General features: G+C 72.1%; 21 protein-coding genes. 13 read left to right on the top strand and 8 right to left on the bottom strand.

Going from position 1 to position 23,022, the window contains the following annotated elements; all coding sequences use genetic code 11:
- Positions 1–19: 19 nt before the first annotated feature.
- Positions 20–418, bottom strand: coding sequence for a hypothetical protein (locus tag OERS_RS03565; RefSeq protein ID WP_068624502.1), 399 nt, complete (start codon positions 416–418; stop codon positions 20–22).
- 298 nt (positions 419–716) lie between these two features.
- On the opposite strand from OERS_RS03565, the gene OERS_RS03560 reads away from it, so the two are divergent.
- The gene (locus OERS_RS03560; RefSeq protein ID WP_056645926.1) at positions 717–965 is read left to right on the top strand and encodes a WhiB family transcriptional regulator; all 249 of its coding nucleotides are present in this window, start codon (positions 717–719) and stop codon (positions 963–965) included.
- 110 nt (positions 966–1,075) lie between these two features.
- On the opposite strand, the gene OERS_RS03555 is transcribed toward OERS_RS03560, so the two are convergent.
- A complete protein-coding gene (locus OERS_RS03555; protein WP_056646729.1) occupies positions 1,076–2,563 on the bottom strand; it encodes a sensor histidine kinase in 1,488 nt (495 codons plus the stop codon).
- 123 nt (positions 2,564–2,686) lie between these two features.
- Between OERS_RS03555 and OERS_RS03550 the strand changes: the two genes are divergently transcribed.
- The 6 genes from OERS_RS03550 (at position 2,687) to OERS_RS03525 (ending at position 9,492) form a co-directional block, all read left to right on the top strand.
- Positions 2,687–3,193 (top strand): DUF2505 domain-containing protein, encoded by a 507-nt coding sequence (locus tag OERS_RS03550; protein WP_068624500.1) that lies wholly within the window; start codon positions 2,687–2,689, stop codon positions 3,191–3,193.
- A gap of 285 nt (positions 3,194–3,478) precedes the next feature.
- Positions 3,479–4,813 (top strand): extracellular solute-binding protein, encoded by a 1,335-nt coding sequence (locus OERS_RS03545; protein ID WP_068624499.1) that lies wholly within the window; start codon positions 3,479–3,481, stop codon positions 4,811–4,813.
- A gap of 103 nt (positions 4,814–4,916) precedes the next feature.
- Positions 4,917–6,044 (top strand): carbohydrate ABC transporter permease, encoded by a 1,128-nt coding sequence (locus OERS_RS03540; protein ID WP_056764118.1) that lies wholly within the window; start codon positions 4,917–4,919, stop codon positions 6,042–6,044.
- Positions 6,041–6,970 (top strand): carbohydrate ABC transporter permease, encoded by a 930-nt coding sequence (locus OERS_RS03535; protein ID WP_068624496.1) that lies wholly within the window; start codon positions 6,041–6,043, stop codon positions 6,968–6,970. Before OERS_RS03540 ends, OERS_RS03535 begins: the two co-directional genes overlap by 4 nt.
- Positions 6,967–8,418, top strand: a complete 1,452-nt coding sequence (locus tag OERS_RS03530; protein WP_068624494.1) for a GH1 family beta-glucosidase — start codon at positions 6,967–6,969, stop codon at positions 8,416–8,418. The genes OERS_RS03535 and OERS_RS03530 overlap by 4 nt, the downstream gene beginning before the upstream one ends.
- Before the next feature lie 57 nt (positions 8,419–8,475).
- The gene (locus OERS_RS03525) at positions 8,476–9,492 is read left to right on the top strand and encodes a LacI family DNA-binding transcriptional regulator (protein ID WP_068624492.1); all 1,017 of its coding nucleotides are present in this window, start codon (positions 8,476–8,478) and stop codon (positions 9,490–9,492) included.
- 251 nt (positions 9,493–9,743) lie between these two features.
- On the opposite strand, the gene OERS_RS03520 is transcribed toward OERS_RS03525, so the two are convergent.
- The gene (locus OERS_RS03520; RefSeq protein ID WP_068624490.1) at positions 9,744–10,118 is read right to left on the bottom strand and encodes an SdpI family protein; all 375 of its coding nucleotides are present in this window, start codon (positions 10,116–10,118) and stop codon (positions 9,744–9,746) included.
- 12 nt (positions 10,119–10,130) lie between these two features.
- Positions 10,131–10,349 carry a helix-turn-helix transcriptional regulator gene (locus OERS_RS03515; RefSeq protein ID WP_068624488.1) on the bottom strand — a complete coding sequence of 73 codons (219 nt, stop codon included), beginning with the start codon at positions 10,347–10,349 and terminating at the stop codon, positions 10,131–10,133.
- A 299-nt stretch (positions 10,350–10,648) separates the two neighbouring features.
- On the opposite strand from OERS_RS03515, the gene OERS_RS03510 reads away from it, so the two are divergent.
- Positions 10,649–11,437, top strand: a complete 789-nt coding sequence (locus OERS_RS03510) for an anaerobic ribonucleoside-triphosphate reductase activating protein (protein ID WP_083201199.1) — start codon at positions 10,649–10,651, stop codon at positions 11,435–11,437.
- 38 nt (positions 11,438–11,475) lie between these two features.
- Here the strand turns inward: OERS_RS03510 and OERS_RS03505 are convergent, their stop codons facing one another.
- Both OERS_RS03505 and OERS_RS03500 read right to left on the bottom strand, forming a co-directional pair.
- Entirely contained in the window at positions 11,476–11,769 is a 294-nt protein-coding gene (locus OERS_RS03505; protein WP_068624486.1) for a hypothetical protein, read from the bottom strand.
- A 100-nt stretch (positions 11,770–11,869) separates the two neighbouring features.
- Positions 11,870–15,475 (bottom strand): proline dehydrogenase family protein, encoded by a 3,606-nt coding sequence (locus OERS_RS03500; RefSeq protein ID WP_083201198.1) that lies wholly within the window; start codon positions 15,473–15,475, stop codon positions 11,870–11,872.
- 53 nt (positions 15,476–15,528) lie between these two features.
- On the opposite strand from OERS_RS03500, the gene OERS_RS03495 reads away from it, so the two are divergent.
- The 4 genes from OERS_RS03495 to OERS_RS03480 all read left to right on the top strand — a co-directional run bounded on the left by OERS_RS03495 (position 15,529) and on the right by OERS_RS03480 (position 19,228).
- A complete protein-coding gene (locus OERS_RS03495; RefSeq protein ID WP_068624484.1) occupies positions 15,529–16,296 on the top strand; it encodes an AraC family transcriptional regulator in 768 nt (255 codons plus the stop codon).
- A 90-nt stretch (positions 16,297–16,386) separates the two neighbouring features.
- Positions 16,387–16,932, top strand: coding sequence for a hypothetical protein (locus tag OERS_RS03490; protein WP_139107680.1), 546 nt, complete (start codon positions 16,387–16,389; stop codon positions 16,930–16,932).
- 106 nt (positions 16,933–17,038) lie between these two features.
- Positions 17,039–17,809 (top strand): aldo/keto reductase, encoded by a 771-nt coding sequence (locus OERS_RS03485; RefSeq protein ID WP_056645890.1) that lies wholly within the window; start codon positions 17,039–17,041, stop codon positions 17,807–17,809.
- 117 nt (positions 17,810–17,926) lie between these two features.
- Positions 17,927–19,228, top strand: coding sequence for a Glu/Leu/Phe/Val family dehydrogenase (locus OERS_RS03480; protein WP_068624480.1), 1,302 nt, complete (start codon positions 17,927–17,929; stop codon positions 19,226–19,228).
- A 110-nt stretch (positions 19,229–19,338) separates the two neighbouring features.
- Here OERS_RS03480 and OERS_RS03475 read toward each other — a convergent pair whose 3' ends face one another.
- Positions 19,339–20,175 carry a hypothetical protein gene (locus OERS_RS03475; RefSeq protein WP_068624609.1) on the bottom strand — a complete coding sequence of 279 codons (837 nt, stop codon included), beginning with the start codon at positions 20,173–20,175 and terminating at the stop codon, positions 19,339–19,341.
- Positions 20,176–20,363: 188 nt separating this feature from the next.
- On the opposite strand from OERS_RS03475, the gene OERS_RS03470 reads away from it, so the two are divergent.
- Complete coding sequence (locus tag OERS_RS03470) at positions 20,364–22,226, top strand: M48 family metalloprotease (protein ID WP_068624478.1); 1,863 nt, start codon at positions 20,364–20,366, stop codon at positions 22,224–22,226.
- A 30-nt stretch (positions 22,227–22,256) separates the two neighbouring features.
- On the opposite strand, the gene hemQ is transcribed toward OERS_RS03470, so the two are convergent.
- Entirely contained in the window at positions 22,257–22,991 is a 735-nt protein-coding gene (gene hemQ, locus OERS_RS03465) for a hydrogen peroxide-dependent heme synthase (RefSeq protein ID WP_068624476.1), read from the bottom strand.
- Positions 22,992–23,022: the final 31 nt, after the last annotated feature.

Here is a 23,022-nt window from a genome sequence, read left to right as displayed (position 1 = left end):
GACGACTCCGCTCGTCCGGTCAGTCCTCGGCGCGGGCCGTGTCGCGCGTCGTCGCGACGACGACCGGACGCAGCATGAGGCACACGAGCACCACCACCGCGAGCACCATGACCGCGATCCCCGGAGCCGTGACCTCCACCTGGAGCCAGCTGAACGCGACGACGACCTGCAGCAGCTGCCAGGTGGCCACCGGGGACCGGGACCAGCGCTGTCCGCGCAGGAGTCCTCGCGCGCTCGCACCGAGCACCGCGGCGACCCCCAGGGCGAACACGACCAGGAAGATCGAGACGCCCACGGCCGACGACCTGCCCGAGACGAGCTCGACCAGGACGAGCAGCGCGCCGACGACGAGCGCGACCGCCTCGAGCCCGATCCCGGCGATCACGACCCACAGCGCGAGCGGTCGCGGACCACCCACGGGCGGGGTCGACGGGCCTGAACCGTCCTCAGGAGGTTCGGGCGTGGATTGATTCGGAGTCCTCACAGCTGCCACGACAACCCAGACTACGCGTGACCTGCACCTTCACCGAAGTGTGACCAAGACCTCACCGTTCACGTCGCAGAAACTTTCCGGCAACCCCTTGTGCTGGGCTTCTCAAGATGTGAACCTAGTTCAAGCATCAATTACCCCCCACCTGAGCCTGAAGCCCTTTTGTGGACGTGCGTCCGACACCATTCCACCTGGGGCCTTGCTCGTCATGCCAAGGAGACCTCACATGGACTGGCGCCACCGCGCAGCCTGCCTGGACGAAGACCCGGAGCTGTTCTTCCCGATCGGGAACACCGGACCCGCCCTCCTCCAGATCGAAGAGGCGAAGGCCGTGTGCCGCCGCTGCGACGTCGTCGACACCTGCCTCAAGTGGGCGCTCGAGTCCGGTCAGGACGCGGGAGTCTGGGGCGGCCTGTCCGAGGACGAGCGTCGTGCGCTCAAGCGCCGCACCGCTCGCGCCCGTCGCGCCGGCTGAGCTTCACATACTTTTCTCATAAAGGGCCGTCACCTGCTGGTGACGGCCCTTTATGTTTGCCTCGGGAAGAGAATTGTCGACGTTCTGGATCCTCTCCGTCGAGGCGCTCGTCACCCCTGGCGCGATCCCCCGCCGTCACGCAGCACGAGCTGAAGCACCACCTGCGTCCCGCCTCCCGGACGATCGGACCACTCGATGGTCCCGCCCAGCTCGTTGGACACGAGCGTCGCGACGATCTGGGAGCCCAGGCCGCTCTTCTTGGGCTTCTCCGAGGGCTCGGTCCCGGGCACGGGCATGCCCACCCCGTCGTCGGCGACGATGATCCGCAACGCCGACCCCTCGCGCTGCGCGTCGATCTCGACCGTCCCGTTCGTCCGGTTCGAGAACCCGTGCTCGACCGCGTTGGTCACGAGCTCGGTCAGGACGAGCGCGAGCGGCGTCGCGTCCTCCGCCGGCACCAGTCCGAAGCTCCCGGTCTGGACCGTGCGGACCTTGGTGTCGGCCGAGGCCACGTCCGCGGCCAGGCGCAGCGCGCGCCCACCCATGTCGTCGAACTCGACCTCCTCGTCGAGGGTCTGCGAGAGGCTCTCGTGGACCAGCGCGATGGTCGCGACGCGACGCATGGCTTCCTCGAGGGCCGCGCGCGCCTCGGGCACGTCCATCCGGCGCGCCTGGAGCCGCAGCAGGGCCGCGACCGTCTGCAGGTTGTTCTTGACCCGGTGGTGGATCTCGCGGATCGTCGCGTCCTTGGTGATGAGCTCGCGCTCACGGCGGCGCAGCTCGGAGACGTCACGACACAGCAGCACCGCACCGATCCGCTGCCCCGACTCGGTGAGCGGCAGGGCCCGCAGCGAGAGCGCGACCCCGCGGGCCTCGATGTCTGTGCGCCACGGGGCGCGGCCCATGACCACGAGCGGCAGGGACTCGTCGACGGGTGTCTGGTGCTCGATGAGGTCCGTCGTGACCTCGATGAGCGAGCGGCCCACGAGCGGTCCGATCACCCCGAGGCGGTGGAAGCAGCTCAGCGCGTTGGGGCTCGCGTAGAGGACCTCGCCCTCGGAGTTGAGGCGGATCAGGCCGTCGCCCACGCGGGGCGCGCCCCGACGCGGGCCGGTCGCGGCGTTGGGCGCCGGGAACTCGCCCCGGGAGATCATCGCGATGAGGTCGTCGGCGGCCTCGACGTAGTTGAGCTCGAGGCGGCTGGGCGTGCGCCCGCTCCCGAGGTTGGTCTGGCGCGCGACGACGGCGATCGCGTGCCCGTTGTGGACGACGGGGATGGCCTCCTCGCGCACCGCGTACGCCCCGAACCAGCGCGGCTCGCGCGAGCGCTGCGACCGCGCCTCGGACAGCGCCCGCTCGAGCTGGGGTCGCTGCCCCTCGGGGGCGGTCGAGCCGACGATGTCGTCGTAGTGGACCGTGGCCCCGGTGCTGGGCCGGCACTGCGCGACGGCGACGAAGCTGCCGTCGTCGGTGGGCAGCCACAGGACGAGGTCCGCGAAGGCCAGGTCGGAGACCACCTGCCAGTCGCCGACGAGCAGGTGCAGCCATTCGTTGTCGGCAGGCGACAGCTCGGCGTGGCGGGAGATCAAGTCACTCATGGCAGACACGAGCCCCAGCGTACGCATCCGTGGGCGTCTTCACGGGATCGGGGCCCCTCCTTCGGTAGAGTCGGACTCCCTGGCGCACCCTGCGCGCCGGTCAGCACGTCCCGAGGAGAACCTGTGCACCTGAGCGTCGATCTGCACTACCCCGCCGGTCTCGACGAGGTCACCCGGATGCTCGCGAGCGAGGCCTTCGTCCGCTGGCGCGCACAGCGCACGGGCGGCCCGCAGGCCCTCGTGGAGCTCGCCGACGTGACGGGCTCGATCGACGAGGGCTTCTCGGTGGTCGTGCGGCGCACGCTGCCCACGGACCAGATCCCGGGTCACCTGCGCGCGTTCGTGGGCAACGCGCTCGAGGTCCGCCAGGCCGAGGTGTGGGAGCCCGCGGACGGCGGCGTCCGGCGCGGCACGGTCTCGCTCGAGATCACGGGAGCGCCCGTGCGCATGACCGGCACGGTCACGCTCGAGGCCCTGCCCGACGGCGGCACACGGCACGCGTACGACGGCGAGCTCAAGGCCACGGTCCCCCTGTTCGCGGCAGCCGTCGAGGAGGCCGCGGCCGGGGCGGTCCGCGCGACCCTCACGTCGGAGGAGCAGGCCGGCGTGGAGTGGCTCACGGCCCCCTGAGGCCTGCGCGATCGTCGGCCCGTTCAACGCCGCGAGCAGAGTTGAACGACCGTCCATATTACTTTCCAGGCGGTCGGTAACCAATAACGATTGGGGAACGGTCGACGCGACCACAACGCGCTGACCTGCACGAACATGCGCGTGGGAGCGTTTCCACGACGAGATGTCACGTCACGAGGTTGACATCCCCAGAGGCGGCGGGCCACCATCGTGGCACTTCGTGGGAGCGCTACCACCCCTGACCGTGGAAGCGCTGCCACGCCGATCATCGACAAGGGAGTCATCGTGCTGAGCAGCACCCGTCCGACCCGCACCCGCACGGCAACCGCCGCCGTCGCAGGGCTCGCGGCCCTCACCCTCACCCTCACCGCCTGCTCCTCGGGCTCCGGCTCGTCGGACGACAGCAGCGGTTCCTCCGACGGCGAGAAGATCACCCTCACCGTCGCCACGTTCAACGACTTCGGCTACACCGACGAGCTCCTTGCGGCGTACACCGCCGAGCACCCCAACGTCACGGTCAAGCAGACCAAGGCCGCGAAGTCCGAGGACGCACGCACCAACCTCACGACCAAGCTCGCCGCCGGTGGCGACGGACTGGCCGACATCGAGGCGATCGAGGTCGACTGGCTCCCCGAGCTCATGCAGTACCCCGACCTCTTCACCGACCTGACCGATGCCTCGCTCGACGGGCGCTGGGTGGACTGGAAGGTCCAGCAGGCCACGACCCCCGACGGCAAGGTCATCGGCTACGGCACCGACATCGGCCCGAGCGCCATCTGCTACCGCCAGGACCTGTTCGAGGCCGCAGGCCTCCCGACCGACCCGGCAGCCGTCGCCGAGCTCCTCGGCGGGACCGACGCGACCTGGGACGACTACTTCGCCGCGGGCGCCACCTTCACGGCCGCGAGCGACGCCGCCTGGTACGACAGCGCGATGTCGATCTCCCAGGGCATGGTCAACCAGATCGACAACGCCTACGAGGAGTCCGACGGCACGCCCAAGGACCTCGCGACCAACACCGCGATCCAGGACATCTACAACACGGTCGTCGAGCAGTCGGCCACCAACGGCCTGTCCGCCGGGCTCGAGCAGTGGAGCGCCGACTGGGACGCCGCGTTCCAGAACAACGGCTTCGCCACGATGATCTGCCCCGCATGGATGACCGGCCCGGTCGAGGAGCGCTCGGGTGGCGTGACCGGCTGGAACGTCGCTGACGTCTTCCCCGGCGGCGGCCTCAACTGGGGCGGCTCGTTCCTCACGGTCCCCGCGTCGGGCAAGAACGCCGACGCCGCCAAGGAGCTCGCCGCCTGGCTGACCGACCCCGCGCAGCAGACCACGGCGTTCACCAACGCCGGCACCTTCCCCTCGCAGATCGAGGCGCAGGAGTCCGACGCCGTGCAGTCCTTCACCAACGAGTTCTTCAACGACGCACCGGTCGGCACCATCTTCGTCAACCGTGCGCTCGCGATCGACGGGGCCCCGTTCAAGGGCGCGAACTACTTCGCGATCCACCAGACGGTCCAGGACGCCATCAAGCGCGTCGACGTCGAGAAGACCGCCGACGCCCAGGCGTCGTGGGACAAGGCAGTCCAGGCCTACAAGGACCTGGGCCTGAGCTGATCCGGTGCGCGGGGTGACCTCTCCGGGAGGTCACCCCGCGCTCCCACGCCCCAGCCCGCCGTCGGGCACCGCGTCCCAGCTCGACCCAGCACAGGAAAGTCAGATGACCGTCCTTTCTCCCACCCAGCCCTCCCAGGGCCTCGGCGAACCGCCGCGCCGCTCCTCGCGCCGCGTCGGCTTCTCCCAGCGGCTCGGCCGCTGGGACGTCAAGCTCTCCCCCTACCTCTACATCTCCCCGTTCTTCATCCTCTTCGCCATCACGGGGCTCTTCCCGCTGATCTACACGGCGTTCGTGTCGGTCCACGAGTGGAACCTGCTGGGCGGACAGGGAGACTTCGTCGGCCTGCAGAACTTCACCGACGTGCTCGCGCAGCCCACCTTCTGGAAGTCGCTGCGCAACACCTTCTCGATCTTCCTGCTGTCCTCTGTCCCGCAGGTGATCTGCGCGATCATCATCGCGGCCCTGCTCGACCAGAACCTGCGCGCGGCCACGTTCTGGCGCATGGGGGTCCTGCTGCCCTACGTCGTGGCCCCCATCGCGGTCAGCCTCATCTTCGGGCGCCTCTTCGCCGACCAGTACGGCCTCATCAACGGAGTGCTCGGGACGTTCGGGATCGACCCCATCCGCTGGCACGCCGACACGCTCGCGAGCCACGTCGCGATCGCCTCGATGGTCAACTTCCGCTGGACCGGCTACAACGCGCTGATCTTCCTCGCCGCGATGCAGGCCGTCCCGCGCGAGCTCTACGAGGCTGCGATCATCGACGGCGCCGGACGCTTCCGCCAGTTCTTCTCCGTGACCGTCCCGCAGATCCGCGCCACGATCATCTTCGTCATCATCACCTCGACCATCGGCGGCCTGCAGATCTTCGACGAGGTCCGTGCGTTCGACGCCCAGGGGCTCGGCGGCGCCGACCGGCAGTGGATGACGACCGTGCTCTACCTCTACGACGTCGCGTGGGGCAACCAGAAGAACTTCGGCCGTGCGGCCGCGATCGCCTGGATCCTGTTCATCGTCATCCTGCTCATCGGCCTGGTGAACTTCGCGATCACGCGGAGCATCTCGACGTCGGGCCCCAGCAAGAAGGTCCCCCGCGGCGTCCAGCGTGCCCGACGCAAGGCCGCTGCCGCGGCCGTCCGCGCGCAGAACGCCTCCGGCCGACCCAGCGGTGCCCCCGCCCGCAGCACCAGCGCGCCCACGGGCGCTCCGAACGAACGGAAGAAGCGATGAGCTCGATCCCCGTCGTCGCGCAGACCGCCGGAGCCGGCGCCGCTCGCGCCGCGGCCCGCCGCCCGAACCGTCGCCCCGTCCGCAAGGGCACGGGCGGCTACACCCGCCGCCCGGGCTGGATCACCTACACGGTCCTCGGGCTCGTGCTGCTGGTCTCGGTCTTCCCGCTGTACTTCACGCTCATCCTGGGCTCCTCGACCCCCGAGGAGATCTCCAAGAGCGCGCTGCCGCAGCTCCTGCCGGACATGAGCCTGTTCACCCAGTTCGCCGAGGTGGTCGGCTCGAGCGCGATCAACTTCTGGAAGGCGTTCACGAACTCGGTCATCATCGCGGTCATCACCTCGCTGTCCGTGGTGCTGTTCTCGACGCTCGCGGGCTACTCGTTCGCCAAGCTCCGTTTCCGCGGCCGGGGGCCCCTGCTGGTCTTCGTCATCGCGACCATGGCCGTGCCGACCCAGCTCGGCGTGATCCCCATGTTCATCCTCATGTCGGACCTGGGGTGGATCGGGAAGCTGCAGGCCGTGATCGTGCCGGCGCTCGTCACGGCGTTCGGCGTGTTCTGGATGACCCAGTACCTGTCCGAGTCGCTGCCGTACGAGCTCATCGAGGCCGCACGCGTCGACGGTGCGTCGATGTTCCGGACGTTCTGGTCGATCGCGCTGCCCGCGGCACGGCCCGCCGCGGCGATGCTCGGGCTGTTCACGTTCGTCCAGCAGTGGACGAACTTCTTCTGGCCGTCCATCGTGTTGAACCAGGAGAACCCGACGTTGCCGCTCGTGGTGCGCTCTCTCCAGGCGAACTACTTCGTGGACTACTCGCTCGTCATGGCAGGAGTGTTCCTCGTGACCCTGCCGTTGATCGTGCTGTTCATCTTCACCGGTCGCCAGCTGGTCGCCGGCATCATGCAAGGAGCTGTCAAGGGATGACCGAGATCATCACGCCCCGCACCCTGGGCACCACGGGGCGCGTCCCGTTCCCCGAGGGATTCCTCTGGGGCGCCGCCACGGCCGCGTTCCAGATCGAGGGGGCCGCGCACACCGACGGCCGCGAGGACTCCGTCTGGGACACGTTCTGCCGGATCCCGGGCGCCGTCCTGGGTGGCGACGACGGCGAGGTCGCGTGCGACCACTACCACCGCTACCGCGAGGACGTCGCGCTCCTGGCCGACCTGAACCTGGACACGTACCGGTTCTCGTCCTCCTGGGCACGCGTGCAGCCCGGCGGCGGAGCGGTCAACCAGAAGGGGCTCGACTTCTACTCGCGCCTCGTCGACGAGCTGCTCGCCAAGGACCTCCTGCCCTGGATCACGCTGTACCACTGGGACCTCCCGCAGGCGATCGAGGACCAGGGCGGGTGGACCAACCGCGACACGGCCTACCGGTTCGCCGACTACGCCGTGACGATGCACGAGGCGCTCGGCGACCGGGTCGGGGTCTGGACGACTCTCAACGAGCCCTGGTGCTCGGCCTTCCTCGGGTACACGGGCGGCATCCACGCCCCCGGGCGCCAGAGCCGGCCCGACGGGCTCGCCGCGGCGCACCACCTGCTGCTCGGCCACGGCCTCGCGGTCCAGGCGTTGCGTGAGCGGGCCCCCGAGGCGAACCTCGGGATCACGCTCAACTTCACGGTCGCCGACCCGGTCGACCCCGACGACGCGGGCGACGTCGACGCGGCCCGCCGCATCGACGGTCAGTTCAACCGCATCTTCCTCGACCCGGTCATCAAGGGCGAGTACCCGGCCGACGTCCTCGCGGACGTCGCGCAGTACGGCTTCACGGACCACATCCAGGACGGCGACCTGGCGATCATCTCGTCGCCCATCGACGCGCTCGGGGTGAACTACTACCACGGCGAGCTCGTCTCCTCGCGTCCCGCGAGCACCGAGCTCGTGGGCGACGCCCCGGTCGAGCGCAGGACGTCGAGCCCCTACCCGGCCGCCGACGGCGTGTTCAACCACCCGCGCGGTCTGCCCGTCACGGACCAGAACTGGGAGATCCAGCCCGAGGGCCTGACGCGCCTGCTCAACCGCCTCCAGGCGGACTACACGGGTCCCGCGGGAGTGCCGCTCTACATCACCGAGAACGGCTGCGCCTACGACGACGTCGTGGAGGCCGACGGGTCGGTCGACGACCAGAACCGCCTCGAGTTCTTCGACGCCCACCTGCGGGCCGTCAAGGACGCGATCGTCGACGGCGCCGACGTGCGCGGCTACTTCGCGTGGTCGCTCCTGGACAACTTCGAGTGGTCGTGGGGCTACTCGAAGCGGTTCGGGGTCGTCCGGGTCGACTACGAGACCCAGGAGCGCACGGTCAAGGCCAGCGGTCGGTGGTTCGCCCAGGTGGCGGCCGACAACGCCGTCCCCGCGCGCTCCTAGCGCGTCGACGCCGATCGTGGCAGTTCTCTCATCGTGGCCTGGCAGGATACTGAGACCATGAGCACCTTGAGTTCCGCGCCGACCCTGGACGAGGTCGCCCAGACCGCCGGCGTGTCCCGCTCGACGGCGTCCCGCGCGATCAACGGCGGCCTGCGCGTCTCTCCCGAGGCGCAGGCCGCCGTCGACGCCGCGGTCCTCCAGCTCGGGTACACCCCGAACCGCGCGGCCCGCTCGCTCGTGACGCGACGGACCGACTCGATCGCGCTCGTCGTACCCGAGCCGGACGAGCGCATCCTCACGGACCCGTTCCTCTCGGGAACGCTCCGTGGGGTCAGTGCGGCCCTCGCCCCCACGGACCTGCAGCTCGTGCTGCTCATCGCCCGGCCCGACGAGCACGCGGGCCGGATCGTGCGCTACCTGCGCAGCGGTCACGTCGACGGCGCGATCATCACCTCGCACCACCGCGAGGACGACCTCGAGGGGGCGGTGCTCGCCTCGCCGCTGCCCGCGGTGTTCGTCGGGCGCCCCTTCACCGCGATGGACGACCTGGTCTACGTCGACGTCGACAACGTCGAGGGTGGTCGCATCGCGACCCGGCGCCTGCTCGACGGCGGCTACCGCCGCATCGCGACGATCGCCGGACCGCAGGACATGACCGCCGCGGTGGACCGCCTCGCGGGGTGGCGCGCGGCCCTGGGCTCGGCGGGCCTGCCCGACGACGCGATCGCCTACGGGGACTTCGCCGCGGCAGGCGGGGCGGCAGCCATGGAGGAGCTCCTCGACCGCCACCCGGACATCGACGCGGTCTTCGCCGCGTCGGACCTCATGGCCGAGGGCGCGCTGCGCGTCCTGCGCGCCCGGGGCAGGTCCGTGCCGGGCGACGTCGCGGTGGTCGGCTTCGACAACCTGGGCGTCGCCGCGACCACGAGCCCCGCCCTGACGACGGTCCAGAACCCCGTGGTGGAGATGGTCAAGGCTGCGACCGGCATGCTCCTCGACCTCATCGCCGGCCGCCCCGTGAAGGAGTCGGCACGCGTCTTCTCCCCCGAGCTCATCCGCGGGGCGTCGGACTGACAGCAGGCAGTGGCGGTATCCGGCACGCGTCCGTACCAGACCTCTCCCGTCGGGGGTGAGCGTCTGCGCACGTCCCACCACTCCCGAGCCTCGCCCCGCGAGATGCGGCCAACGGGGGTCTTCTCAGCGATTCGACCCCCGTTTGCCGCATCTCGACCTCAGAGCGTCCCGACCTCCGTGGCGACGCGAGCGGTCGGGGCCCACTCTTCAGCAGGGGTCGGCGAGCGTCACCGACCTCATGAACCGCAGCATCAGTCGACGTCCCACTGGTCGGCGCGCTCGTCGCCCCGGCCCACGTCCACGCCACGGGCCGCGACCTCGGCGACCACGGCCGCGACGACCACCTCGACGAGCAACGCACCCGCGACGGCGAAGAACGCGACGTCCGTGGCGCCGTCGGGCTCGAGGACCGTCACCACGAGCGCGACCACGACGACGAGGGCCGCCCCCGGGACCACGACCCTGAGCGCCGCCCGGTGCCCGGCGATCCACCCCGCATCGCTGCGCTGCGTCGCGGGCGTCCTGATCCCGATCAGACCGTTGCGCGTCATCCGGTCGGTCGCGCCGAGGAACGCGAGCCACGCGACGAGGAGCGCGACCACGACGAGTATCCAGACTCCGAGCACGGGGGCCTCTTTCTAGAGGGGGTCGGTGCGGACGTCGTGGTCCGCGGGGACGAACAGCTCCTCGATCGACGCGCCGAGGAGGGCCGCCAACCGGAACGCGAGCGGGAGGCTCGGGTCAAACCGGCCACGCTCGATCGAGATGACGGTCTGGCGGGAGACCCCGAGCCGCTCGGCGAGCTCGGCCTGCGTGAGCCCGAGAGCCGCGCGGCGGGTGCGCACGTGGTTCTCCATCAGGCGGCGACCAGGCGTGCCCAGTGCACGCGGGAGCGCAGCGCGAAGTCGAACAGCACGACGGTCCGGAGCGCTCGGTGCAGCATGCGTTCAGAGTAAAGGACACTTGACATCCAGACAAGGATCAGATGAGCGGCGCGCCACACACTCCGATCCGCACCTCTTGTGAAAGTTCTCACAAGAAGCGTCGGTGAGTCGCGGGTCACACGCGCGTACGGTCGAGGGACGTCGCGTCGACGCCGACCCGTGCGCGCCCGGGAGGGCTTCCCGACACCCATCCACGGACGGAAGGACCTGTCATGACCGCCCTCGCGAGCACTCCCCCGGGTCCCTCCGGCCGCCCGGCCGGGTCGCCGACCGCAGGACACCGCACCGGCTCGCACCGGAGCCGCACGCTCGCGCCGCTCGCGGTCGCAGGCATGACCTCGCTCTCGACCGTCGACTGGCCGGGTCGCCTCGTCGCGACCGTCTTCCTGCAGGGCTGCCCCTGGCACTGCACCTACTGCCACGCCCCGGACCTCGCCGCCGTCGCGCCGGGAGACGTCACGAGCCCCATCTCGTGGCCCGACGTCGTCGCGTTCCTCGAGCGGCGCCGCGAAGCGCTCGACGGGGTCGTCTTCTCGGGCGGGGAGCCCACCCTCCAGGCCGCGCTCCCCGCAGCGATCGCCGACGTGCGGAACCTGGGCCTCGCCGTCGGGCTGCACACCGCGGGGCCCTGGCCCGTGCGGCTCGAGCACGTCCTGCCGCTCGTCGACTGGGTGGGCCTCGACATCAAGCACCTGCCCGAGGACTACGCGCTCGTCACGGGCGCGCGACCCTCGGGCGAGGCCGCCTACAAGTCGCTCGCGGTGCTCCAGCGCTCGGGCGTCGACCACGAGGTCCGCACGACCGTCGACCCGACCGTCCACTCGCGCGGGGACGTCCTCGAGCTCTGCGGGCGGCTCGCAGCACTGGGGGTACGCGGGCACGTGCTCCAGGAGGCGCACCCCCTCGGGACGGACGCCCGGTACGGCGCCGCACTGGCCGGCCGTCGGCTGTCCGACGTGCTCCACGACGACGACCTGCCGCAGCTCGAACGCCGCACGTAGCCCGCGTCCGTGCTCGCCCTCGAGCGGAACGGTCCCGCTCAGCGCCCCCGCGGCCCGAGGTGCTTGCGCGGGGAGAACGTCACCACGAAGTTCGGCCAGTGGCCGTCCTCGTCGATGATCTCCTCGTAGGTGATCGAGATGATGTCCTCGGCCTTCAGTCCCATCGCCCGTACCTCGGCCGCCACGTGCTCGAACAGGGCGGCGACGTCGTCCCGTCCCTCCCCGTCCGGCAGGCTGAGCGCGAAATGACGCGCCGGGTACCCGTGGGTGTCGACGCGCGTGCGTGCGGTCCTGTTCCACCGCTTGGAGGCGCGGCGTGCGAGAGGGTCCATGCGGGGCACCCTACCGACACCTCCCCGTGCCGAGCCCGAGGTTTCTCCGGTGACCGGCAGCGGTCGCCGGTCGCACCTCGGGCTCGGCACACCCCAGGGGTCAGGCGGTCACGTGCCCGAACCGGTGCATCGTCCGGCTGATCGCCTGCTCGCGCAGGACCGTGAGGAGCTCGCGCCGACCGCTCGCGAGCACCGGGTGGTCGAGCACCGTCACGTCGCCCACGTGGCCGGCCGCAGCCTCGCGCAGGCCCTGCGCCGAGCCCACCACACGCACGCGGCCCGTGACCTCGCCGCGCGCGACCGCCGCGGCGAAGTCCTCGTCGCTCACGGGAGCGGCGCCGTCGGCGCGGCTCACCACGACCGGCACCCCGGCGGTGCGCGCCGCGGACAGCACACGCTCGACCTCGACGGGCGCAGCCCCCGTCCCGACCCGGACCGTGAGCACGTCGATCGGCCGGTACCGGAACAGGTTGGACTCGACGAGCAGGCCCGAGGGGTCGTGCTCGACCGCGAACTCGTGCGCCCACCAGCGGGCGTCGTCGGCCCGTGCCCACGCGAGCCAGGCCTCGGGCGAGGTCTCGCGCGCGGGGACGGGTCCGCCGTCGGGCAGGCCGCTCCCGGAAGCCGCGGCGACCGCGTCGCTCCACGTGCCCAGCTCGGCCACGTAGTTGGGCCCACCGGCCTTGGCGCCCGGGCCCACGGCCGAGCGCTTCCAGCCGCCGAACGACTGACGCTGCACGATCGCCCCCGTGATGACCCGGTTGACGTACGCGTTGCCGACCTGGACGCGGTCGAGCCAGGTGTCGACCTCGGCGTCGTCGAGGCTGTGGATTCCGCCCGTGAGACCGAACGAGACCGCGTTCTGGAGCTCGATCGCCTCGTCGAGCGTCGCGGCCGTCATGACGCCCAGCACGGGGCCGAACACCTCGGTGAGGTGGAAGAACGAGCCGGGCGCGACGCCCGAGCGCAGGCCCGGGGTCCACAGCCGCCCGTCCTCGTCGAGCCTGCGCGGCGCGACGAGCCACTGCTCCCCGGGCTCGAGCGTCGTGAGGGCGCGCAGGAGCTTGCCCTCGGCGACCTCGGTGAGCGGTCCCATGGTCGTCGAGACGTCGGTCGCCGGTCCCACCGCGAGCGAGCGGACCGCGTCCACGAGCTGCACCGAGAACCGGCGGCCGGTCTCGGTGCGCTGGTCGCCGACCGAGCCCACGAGGATCACGAGCGAGGCCGCCGAGCACTTCTGCCCCGCGTGGCCGAACGCCGAGCGCACGACGTCCGCCGCCGCGAGGTCGAGGTCCGCCGAGGGGGTCACGACGATCGCGTTCTTGCCCGACGTCTCGGCGAGCACGTCCAGGCCGGGGCGCCACGACGCGAACATCTGCGCGGTCTCGATCGCACCCGTGAGGATCACGCGGGCCACGCCCTCGTGCGTCACGAGATGGCGCCCCAGGTCGCCGTCGGGCACGCGCGAGAGCTGCACGACGTCGCGCACGGCCTCGGGCGTGAGGCTGCTGCCCACGGGCGCGTCCGCGACCGCGTCGGCGAGCCCCGCGTGGATCGCGTCGACCGCGACCTCGAGGCAGCGCGGCGTCGCGGGGGCCGGCTTGGCGACCACGGCCGAGCCGGCCGCGAGCGCCGCGACGATCCCGCCCACGGGGATCGCGACGGGGAAGTTCCAGGGCGGGGTCACGAGCGTCACGCCGTCGGGCGTGAAGGTCGCGCCGGGCACCTGGTCGAGCGCCTCGGCCGACCGCGCGTAGTAGCTCGCGAAGTCGACGGCCTCGCTGACCTCGGGGTCGGCCTCGGCGACGGTCTTGCCGGGCTCGTGCACCATGGCGGTCACGAGCGCGGTGCGGGCGTCCTCGAGCCGCACGGCCACGGCCCGCAGCGCGCGGGCACGGTCAGCGGGGGCGACCTGCGCCCAGGCCGCGGCGGCCTTCTCGGCGCGCGCGACGACGTCGTCCACCTCGTCCGTGCTGGTCACCTCGGGCGACTGCGCGGGCACGTACCCGGAGTCCGGTCCGACGACCCGCGCGGCCCAGGCGCGGTTCGCCGCGACGGCCGGGTCGGTGTCGGAGGCGTTGTGGAACCCGGACCCGACGATGCGGTCGGGCGTCGCGGCGTCGCGTAGCCCGACGGCGTCGCGCACCCGACGACGCGGCGTCACGTCCGCGTCGGCGTAGTGCGTGCCGAGAACGACCGAGGCGCGGTACGCGGCCTCCTGGCGGTCCATCGCGGAGGCGGCGGAGTTGTCAGAACCAGCACGGTCCCGAGCCCGGTCCAGCTCTGACACCGGGTCGGTGGCAGGCGCGAACATGGCGTGCAGGAAGTTCTGCTCGGCCGCGTTCTCCTCGAGACGGCGCACGAGGTAGGAGATCGCGACGTCGAAGTCCTCGCGCGCGACGACCGGCGTGTAGAGGACGACGCGGCCGCCGTCCCGGGAGACTTCGTCCCGCACGGCCCGCGCCTCGCCGGGCGCCATGCCCTGGAGCATCTCGATGTCGAGCGCGTGGCTGACCCCGCGTGCACGCGCGGCGAGGATCGCGAGCGCGACGTGGAACAGGTTGTGGCTCGCGACGCCGATCCGCACGGCGTCGGTGCGCGGGGCGCGCAGCGCATGGTCGACGAGGCGCACGTAGTTGGCGTCGACGTCGGGCTTGGTCGGGTAGGGCGCCTGCTCCCAGCCGTGGAGCTCGGCCTCGACCTTCTCCATCGCGAGGTTCGCGCCCTTGACGAGGCGCACCTTGACGGGGGCGCCGCCCGCCGCGACGCGCTCGGTCGCGAACGCGGTGAGGCCGTCGAGCGCGCCGAGCGCGTCAGGCAGGTACGCCTGGAGCACGATCCCGGCCTCCAGGGCGCGGAACTCCTCGCGCCCCAGGATCGCCTGGAAGACCTCGGTCGTCAGCGCCAGGTCGCGGTACTCCTCCATGTCGAGGTTGAGGAAGACCCCGTGGTCGCGCGCTGCGCGGAACAGCGGCAGGAGCCGCTCGACGACGCGGTCGCGCGACCCCTCGAGGTCCCACGTGACGAGCTGGGACGCGACCGAGGACACCTTGACCGACACGTAGTCGACGTCGGGGCGCTCGACGAGCGCGATGGTCCGGGCGAGACGGGCCTGCGCCTCGTCCTCGCCGAGCACGGCCTCTCCGAGGAGGTTGACGTTGAGCGCGTACCCCTCGGCGCGCGTGCGCGCGAGGTGCTTGCCGAGACCCGGGCCGGCGTCGGCCACGAGGTGGCCCACGAGCTGGCGCAGGCGGATCCGCGCGGCGGGCACGACGACCGTCGGCAGCACGGACGCCATGCGCGCGCCGAGCCGCAGCAGCGTGGTGTCGACCGGGCCGAGGAAGCCCTTGGCGCCTCCCGCGAGCTCACCCAGCAGGCCCAGCTCGCGCGCGGCGACCTGGACGTCCTGCGGGCGCGCCACGTTGTCGACGAAACGCACGGCGAGCTCGAGGCCCGCGGGGTCGGACACCAGTGCGCCGAGCCGCTCGGCGGTCCTGCGCTCGCGCGCCCCCTCGGAGGCCGCTTCCGCCGCGGCGATCCAGCTGCGGGCGAGGCGCGCGGCGTCGTCGGTCAGGTCGGCGATCGGGGTGTCGGTCGAGGTGCTGGTCGGGTCGTCGGCCCTGTCGGCCGGGTGCAGGGGCGCGGCGGTGCCGGCTCGTGACCGGTCCTCCGCGTGTGGTTCAGCCGCGAGGGCGTCGTCGCTCATCTCCCTAGCCTGCCCCCGATGCTGACGCTTCGTCTTGTACGATCCGGGCTGTCATGGCACCACTTCCGGACAAGCCCACCGCACCGCGCACCTGGCCCGAGGGCGAGGCGCTGCTCGCTGCCCTCAGCCCCGCGATGGTCGACCTCATGGACGAGCTGGCGTCGACCATGTTCTGCGCCAAGGACGTCACGGGCCGCTACGTGCTGGTCAACCGGGTCTTCGTGGCCCGCACCACCGAACGCTCGCGCCGCACGGTCCTGGGGCGGCGCGCCACGGACCTGTTCGTGGCGCAGCTCGCCGAGCGCTACGACCAGCAGGACGCCGAGGTGCTGCGCACGGGTCGCCCGCTGCGCAACGAGCTCGAGCTCATCCGCCGCCTGGGCGGCACCCCCGGCTGGTTCCTCACGTCCAAGCTCCCGGTGCACGACGGCGCAGGTCGCCTCGTCGGGCTGGTCTCGGTCTCGCAGGACCTGCGCGAGGACGACGCCGACGACGCCTCGATGGACTCGATGGCGCGGCTCGTCGCGGGGATCGAGGCGCGCCTCGGCCAGTCGCTCACGGTCGCCGACCTCGCGGCCCTCGCGGGGTGCACGCCCGCGGTGCTCGACCGGCGCGTGCGCCGGGTGTTCTCGCTCAGCCCGCGCCAGCTCGTGCTCCGCGCCCGGGTCGACCGCGCGGCCGAGATGCTCGCGGCGACGGACTCCCCCATCGCCGAGATCGCGGTCGTCACGGGCTTCTACGACCAGCCCGCGTTCACCCGGACCTTCGCGCGCCTGACGGGCGAGACGCCGTCGTCGTTCCGGCGCCGGGCGCGGCGGTGAGCGAGTCGGCGTGACGCGTCGCGCCGAGCCGCCTAGCCTCGGGGCGACGAGGATCGAAGGGATCCCCCGACGACGAGGAGACCTGTGCCCGTGCGCCACGACGACCGTCCACGACGCACTGCCGGCGCTCTCGTGCTCGGTGCCGCGGTGCTCCCCCTGCTGGCGGCCTGCGGCGTGGGCGACGACGGGATCGCCTGCGCGCTCGTCATGCACGCGTCGACGCTCGAGGTGCGGCTCGCCGACTCGTGGCCCGACCGCGAGGCCTTCGACGTCGCGGTCGACTGCCCGCCGGGTACCGGGGGCTGCGACCTCGTCCGCGCGGGCACGGTGCAGCTGGTGCCGGCCCCGGACGCTCCGCCGATCGCCGACCTCTCCGGCGGTGCAGCTCCGTCCGTCGCCGCGCCGTCCGACGGCTCGGCCGACGCACCGGCCGCGCCGTCCCCGCCCACGGTCACCGGACCGGTCTGGACCGGCACCACCTTCTCCCCGCCGTCGGAGGTCGTCGTCACGGTCGAACGCACCTCGACGGGCGACGTCGCTCTCGACCGCGTCGTCGAGCTCGACTGGCAGGCAGCGAGCCCCGGCGACGACTGCCCCGGACCCCGGACGGTGACGGTCGTCCTGGACGAGGAATGAGCAGCGGGCGTCCTGGTCGCCACGGAAGGACGCCCGCGGGCGCCCACCCCGGGCCTTTCGCCCTCCCGGTCGCGCACCCGCGCCGGCCGTGCCAAGACTGGGACCCATGACCTCGATCCCCACCGCCGCCCTGCCCGGCGGCGACATCCCCCTGCTCGGCCTCGGCACCTGGCAGTCCGAGGGCGACGACTGCTACCGCGCGGTCCGCCACGCGCTCGACGTCGGGTACCGGCACATCGACACCGCGACCATGTACGGCAACGAGGAGCAGGTCGGCCGCGCCCTCGCCGCGTCGGGCGTCCCGCGCGAGGACGTGTTCCTCACGACCAAGCTGCGCCCCGCCGACGTCGGGCGCGAGCACGAGACCCTCGCGCAGTCGCTGCGCCTGCTCGGCACCGACTACCTGGACCTGTGGCTCATCCACTGGCCCCCGTCGGGGGACGCCTCGCCCTGGGTGTGGGCCGAGCTGCTCGCGGCGCGGAACGTAGGCCTCGTGCGATCGGTCGGGGTGTCCAACTACTCGGTGGACCAGCTCGACATCCTGTCCGAGCAGACCGGTGAGACGCCCGCGGTCAACCAGATCCCGTGGGGCCCTGACGACTACGACGCGCAGGTCGTCGAGCAGCACGCCAAGCGCGGCGTGGTCCTCGAGGGGTACAGCCCGTTCAAGCGCACGAACCTCGACTCCCCCGCCCTGCAGGCCGTCGCCCGGGCGCACGGCGTGAGCACCGCGCAGGTCGTCGTGCGCTGGCACCTCGACCACGGGTTCGTCGTGATCCCCAAGTCGGTGACCCCGGCACGGATCGAGACGAACTTCGACGTCACGGGCTTCTCCCTGACCCCCGACGAGCTCGCGAGCATCGACGCGCTCGGGTGAGGACACGACCGCCGGGACGGGCGCGGACGTGAATCACGCCCCGACCTGGCGGTACGTTGGTCGGACACGGTCCCTCACCACGGGACCGCGAGGAATCCCTCATCACCCGGAGGAAGAGTGACGACGACGTCAACGCCGCCCACGAGCGGTGCCACCCAGCCAGCACCCACCCCTGAGAAGGCCTCGGCCCTCGCGACGGCCCACAGCCAGCTCGCGAACGCGGTGGAGATCCTCGGCTACGACCCGGGCCTGCACGAGATGCTCGCGACCCCGCGCCGCGAGGTCAACGTCTCGGTCCCGCTCCGACGCGACAGCGGGGACATCGTGCTGTTCCGCGGCTACCGCGTCCAGCACAACGTCTCGCGCGGCCCCGGCAAGGGCGGACTGCGCTACCACCCGAGCGTCGACATCGACGAGGTGCGCGCGCTCGCGATGTGGATGACCTGGAAGTGCGCCGTCGTCGACCTGCCGTACGGCGGGGCCAAGGGCGGCGTGTCGATCGACCCGCGCGAGTACTCGCAGGCCGAGCTCGAGCGCGTGACCCGTCGCTACACGAGCGAGATCATGCCCGTGATCGGCCCCGAGCGGGACATCATGGCACCGGACATGGGCACCAACGAGCAGACCATGGCGTGGGTCATGGACACCTACTCGGTCAACCGCGGCTACACGATCCCGGGCGTCGTGACGGGCAAGCCCATCCCCGTGGGCGGTTCGCTCGGGCGCACCACGGCCACGTCGCAGGGCGTGGTCCACACGACCAGGGCCGCGCTCGCCGAGGCGGGCCTCGAGCTCTCCGACGCATCGGTCGCGGTCCAGGGCTTCGGCAAGGTCGGCTCGCACGCCGCCGCGATCCTCGCGGGCCACGGCGCCCGGGTCGTCGCGGTGAGCGACCAGTACGGCGGTATCCATGACGAGGGCGGGCTCGACGTCGCCGCGCTGTTCCGGCACGTCGCCGAGACCGGGACCGTGGTCGGCTTCGAGGACGCCGAGCCGATCGACAACCACGCGCTGCTCGCGCTGCCGGTCGACGTGCTCATCCCGGCCGCGGTCGAGGGAGTGCTCGACGACGTGACCGCGCACACCGTCAAGGCGCGCTGGGTCGTCGAGGGCGCGAACGGCCCGACCACGGCCGCGGGCGACCGGATCCTCGCCAAGAACGGCGTGACCGTGGTGCCGGACATCCTCGCGAACGCCGGCGGCGTCGTCGTGTCCTACTTCGAGTGGGTCCAGGCGAACCAGGCGTACTGGTGGACCGAGCAGGAGATCGGCGAGAAGCTCGAGCACCGCATGCACGTGGCCTACCAGGGGGTCTCGTCGTTGGCGCGCCGCGAGGAGCTGAGCCTGCGCGACGCCGCGCTCGTCATCGGCATCCAGCGGACCGCCGAGGCGCACCAGATCCGCGGGCTCTACCCGTAGGGTCCTTGCTCGACGCTCGGCAGGGGCGGTCCTCGCACGGCGAGGGCCGCCCCTCGCGCGTCGGGGGCGGGTGCCGGGCCGTGGGAGGTGCCAGGCCCGACGGCGGCGCGTCAGCCGCGCCGTGCGCGCAGCGTGGTCACGACAGGGGCCAGGAGCGCGACGCCCGCAGCGAGGCCGGCCGCGACCGCGACCGTGGTGTCGACCAGCGGGCCGTTCGCCCGGCCGTAGGCGATCCACCCCAGTCCCCAGGACATCGCCAGCCCGATGCCGATCGCGACCACCGGTCGCCTCGCCGCGAAGACCGCGTAGGCGACGGCCAGGACCGCACCGGCGGCGACGACGAGCACACCCCAGACGATCGCCCCGAGGACCAGGTCCCCCACGCCCGCGTCGGTGAGGGCGGCGGCGACGTTCGCGAGCGTGGCCACGCTGGCCCAGCCCAGGTAGAGGCCGACCGTGCCGTCGAGGACGAGCGCCTGGGCTCCGCTCGTGGGCGGGGTCCGGACCAGCCGCACGAGGATCACGGCGAGCACCGCGACGAGGACCCCGATCACCACGACGCTCAGGGGCAGGACGCCCGTCTGGACCACACCGATCCAGGCCGCGTTGAGCAGCATCGAGGCCAGGACCCACCAGGACACGGCGCGCAGCCGGACGTCGGCGGCGTGGCGTGGGAGCGCCTGGTAGACCGCGAAGACCGCGAGCCCCAGGTAGATCAGCGACCAGATCGAGAACGCCGGGCCGTCGGGGGCGACCGGGGTGGCATCGGCCGCGAGGGCTCCTCCCGAGGCGTTCTGCACGGCCTGCCCACCGAACGCGCCGGAGCCGAACGCGGCCCCCACGATCGCGATCACGGCCCCGACGAGGACGGTGACCTGGCGGACCCGGTCGGCGGTCGTGGGGACCGCGACCGGCTGGGAGGTGGCAGTGTGTCGGTCGGTGCTCATACCTCCCAGGATGCCAACGCTCAGCATGCTGAGCATCTTGAAGGAGGCGCCCTGCGCGCGCGAGACCACCGACGGCCCACGACGAGCGACCGGCCGCACGTCGATCCGCTGGTGCAGCGTGCCTCCGAGGCGCTAGGCTCCGGCGCCAGCGGACCGCATCGGAGCGGTCCCCGTCGTCGGAGAACGCCATGTCCACCACCCTGCGAGCAGCGCTCTCAGTCCTCATGCTCGTCGGCTTCTACGTCCTCGCGCTCGCGATGCTCGTCGGGCTCGGGGCCGCCACGGTGTGGGCCTTCTCGGAGCACGCCGGGTCCTGGGCGGCGAAGCTCGGGTTCTTCACCGTGGTCGTCGCGGTCGGCCTCGTGGTCGCCCTGTGGAAGGTCGCCCGCGCCAAGCCGTCGCCCGAGCCGGGCGTCGTCCTCTCACCCTCGGACGCCCCCGAGCTGTGGTCGACGGTCCGTGAGCTCGCCGACGCCGCGCAGACCCGCGTGCCCGACGAGATCCGCCTGGTCGCCGACGTCAACGCGGCCGTCTCGGAGGAGACCCGCCTCCTCGGCCTGGTCGGCGGCAAGCGCCACCTGTACATCGGCATCCCGCTGCTCCAGGCCATGAGCGTCGCGCAGATGCGCTCGATCCTCGGGCACGAGCTGGGCCACTACTCCCAGCAGCACACCCGTCTCGGCGCCATCACCTACCGCGGCCGCTCCGCGATCATGGCGACCGTCCAGGAGCTCTCGGGGAACCTCGTGGGCTGGTTCCTCAAGCAGTACGCCAAGCTCTACGTCCTGGTCTCGGCCGCCGTGAGCCGCCGGCAGGAGCTCGAGGCCGACCAGATCTCGGTACGAGTCGCCGGCCGCTCGACCGCGCAGTCGGCGCTTCGCGAGGTGCCCCTCGTCGACACCGCCTGGACGTTCTACGAGCGCCAGTACATCGGCCTCGGCTGGGAGAACGGGTACGCGCCCACGTCTGCGGACGTGTTCGGCGGCTTCGCCCGCATCCTCGAGGCGCGGGACGCCGAGCTCGCGTCGATGCGCGAGGAGACCCCCGACGAGGAGCACTCGCGCTGGGACACGCACCCGGCGATCGGTCTGCGCATCGCGGCCATGGAGAAGATGCCCGAGGGCACGGTCACGGTCGACGAGCGGCCGGCCAGCGTGCTCGTGCCGGGCTTCGACGAGCGCAGCGCGCAGGTCGCCGGACGAGCGCTCGACATCGGCACCCGCACCGCCGTCGACTGGCAGACGCTCACCGAGCGCTCCATGCCCCAGACCGAGCAGCGGCACGCCGACCTCGTGTACCGCGGCGCGGCGCGGGTCGCGGGCCAGGCGTCGGCCGACCTCACGACGGTGCTCGAGCTCGTGCGGACCGGGCGCCTGGTCGCGCTCGTCCGGGAGTTCGTCCCCGAGGTCGCGGAGCCCGACGCCGCCGAGGCGTTCATGCCCTCGATCGAGACCCTGCTCGGGACGGCCGCCGTCCGCAGCGGCGTCGGGACCTGGCGCCTGTCCTGGTCCGGACCTGCCCGGCTCGTCGGACCGGACGGCGAACCGCTCCCGCTCGAGGAGATCGGCCGTCTGGCCCTCGACCCGGCGACGGTCGATGAGGCCGTCTCGCGGCTCTCGGCGCTCGGGATCGACACCGCGCGAGCCGTCCAGGTCAGCACGACGGCCACGGCCCACGGCGCCGAGATCCTCGGCGGCCTGGCGAACGTCAAGGTCGACGGGGCTCAGCACGACGTGCTCGTCCTCGACACCGGGCTCGTCCTGCGCCCGTGCCCCAAGAAGACGGAGGGTGGCAAGAACCGGCTCATCGCCCTGCTGCAGTCCGGTGAGGTCGCGGACGTCGCCTCGTCCAACAGGTACCTCGCCTTCGAGGACATCCGCGAGGCCACGATCGTCAAGGCCGGCCCGGTCCGCGCAGACCTCACGCTCCACGACGGCACGGTCGTGCGCGTGCACGAGACCTGGTCCGGCGAGCGCCTCACCAAGGACAGCGACCAGGCGTTCCTCGCGGGCGTCTACCCCTACGTCAAGGACGAGGTCCCGGCGGGCTGACGCTCCGCACTCAGCGGTCGGGACGGCGGCTCAGGACAGCGGCTGCCGGCCCGCCCACTCGATCAGCGTGGTCCGAGGCCCCGTGAAGAACGGCGTCTCCTCGCGCACGTGGCGGCGCGCCTCGGTGGCCCGCAGCTCGCGCATGAGGTCGACGATGCGGTGCAGCTCGGCGGCCTCGAAGGCCAAGAGCCACTCGTAGTCGCCCAGCGCGAACGAGGCGACCGTGTTGGCGCGCACGTCCGGGTAGTCGCGCGCCGCGAGGCCGTGGTCGCGCAGCATGGTGCGGCGCTCGGCGTCGGGCAGGAGGTACCAGTCGTACGACCGCACGAACGGGTACACGCACAGGTACGCCCCCGGCTCCTCGTTCATGAGGAACGCCGGGACGTGGCCACGGTTGAACTCGGCCGGGCGGTGCAGCGCCGCGTTGGACCAGACGGGCTCGAGGTGACGGCCGAGCTCGCTGGCCCGCAGGCGCTGGTAGGCACCCTGGACCGACTCGATGCTGGGGCCGTGCCACCAGACCATGAGGTCCGCGTCCGAGCGCAGGCCACCCACGTCGTACCAGCCGCGGACCACGAGGTCGCCGTCGACGGCCGCGGGGTCCTCGCCGCCGCCCACCGCGGCGAGCGCGGCCTCGACCATCTCGGTGCGCTCGGCGGGGTCGGCCGGCAGGGACTCGGCCAGCGCGAAGACCGACCACATGGTGTAGCGGATCGCGTCGTTGATCTGCTCGTGGTCCACGGGGACGCGGTGCGCGTCGTTCATCGTCGTGCCTCTCTCGGTGCGGGGGCCTCGG

This window comes from Oerskovia enterophila, from assembly GCF_001692445.1.
Classification (GTDB): domain Bacteria; phylum Actinomycetota; class Actinomycetes; order Actinomycetales; family Cellulomonadaceae; genus Oerskovia; species Oerskovia enterophila.
The sequence above is the reverse complement of the archived record's forward strand: the minus strand, read 5'-3'. Positions and strand labels throughout refer to the sequence as shown.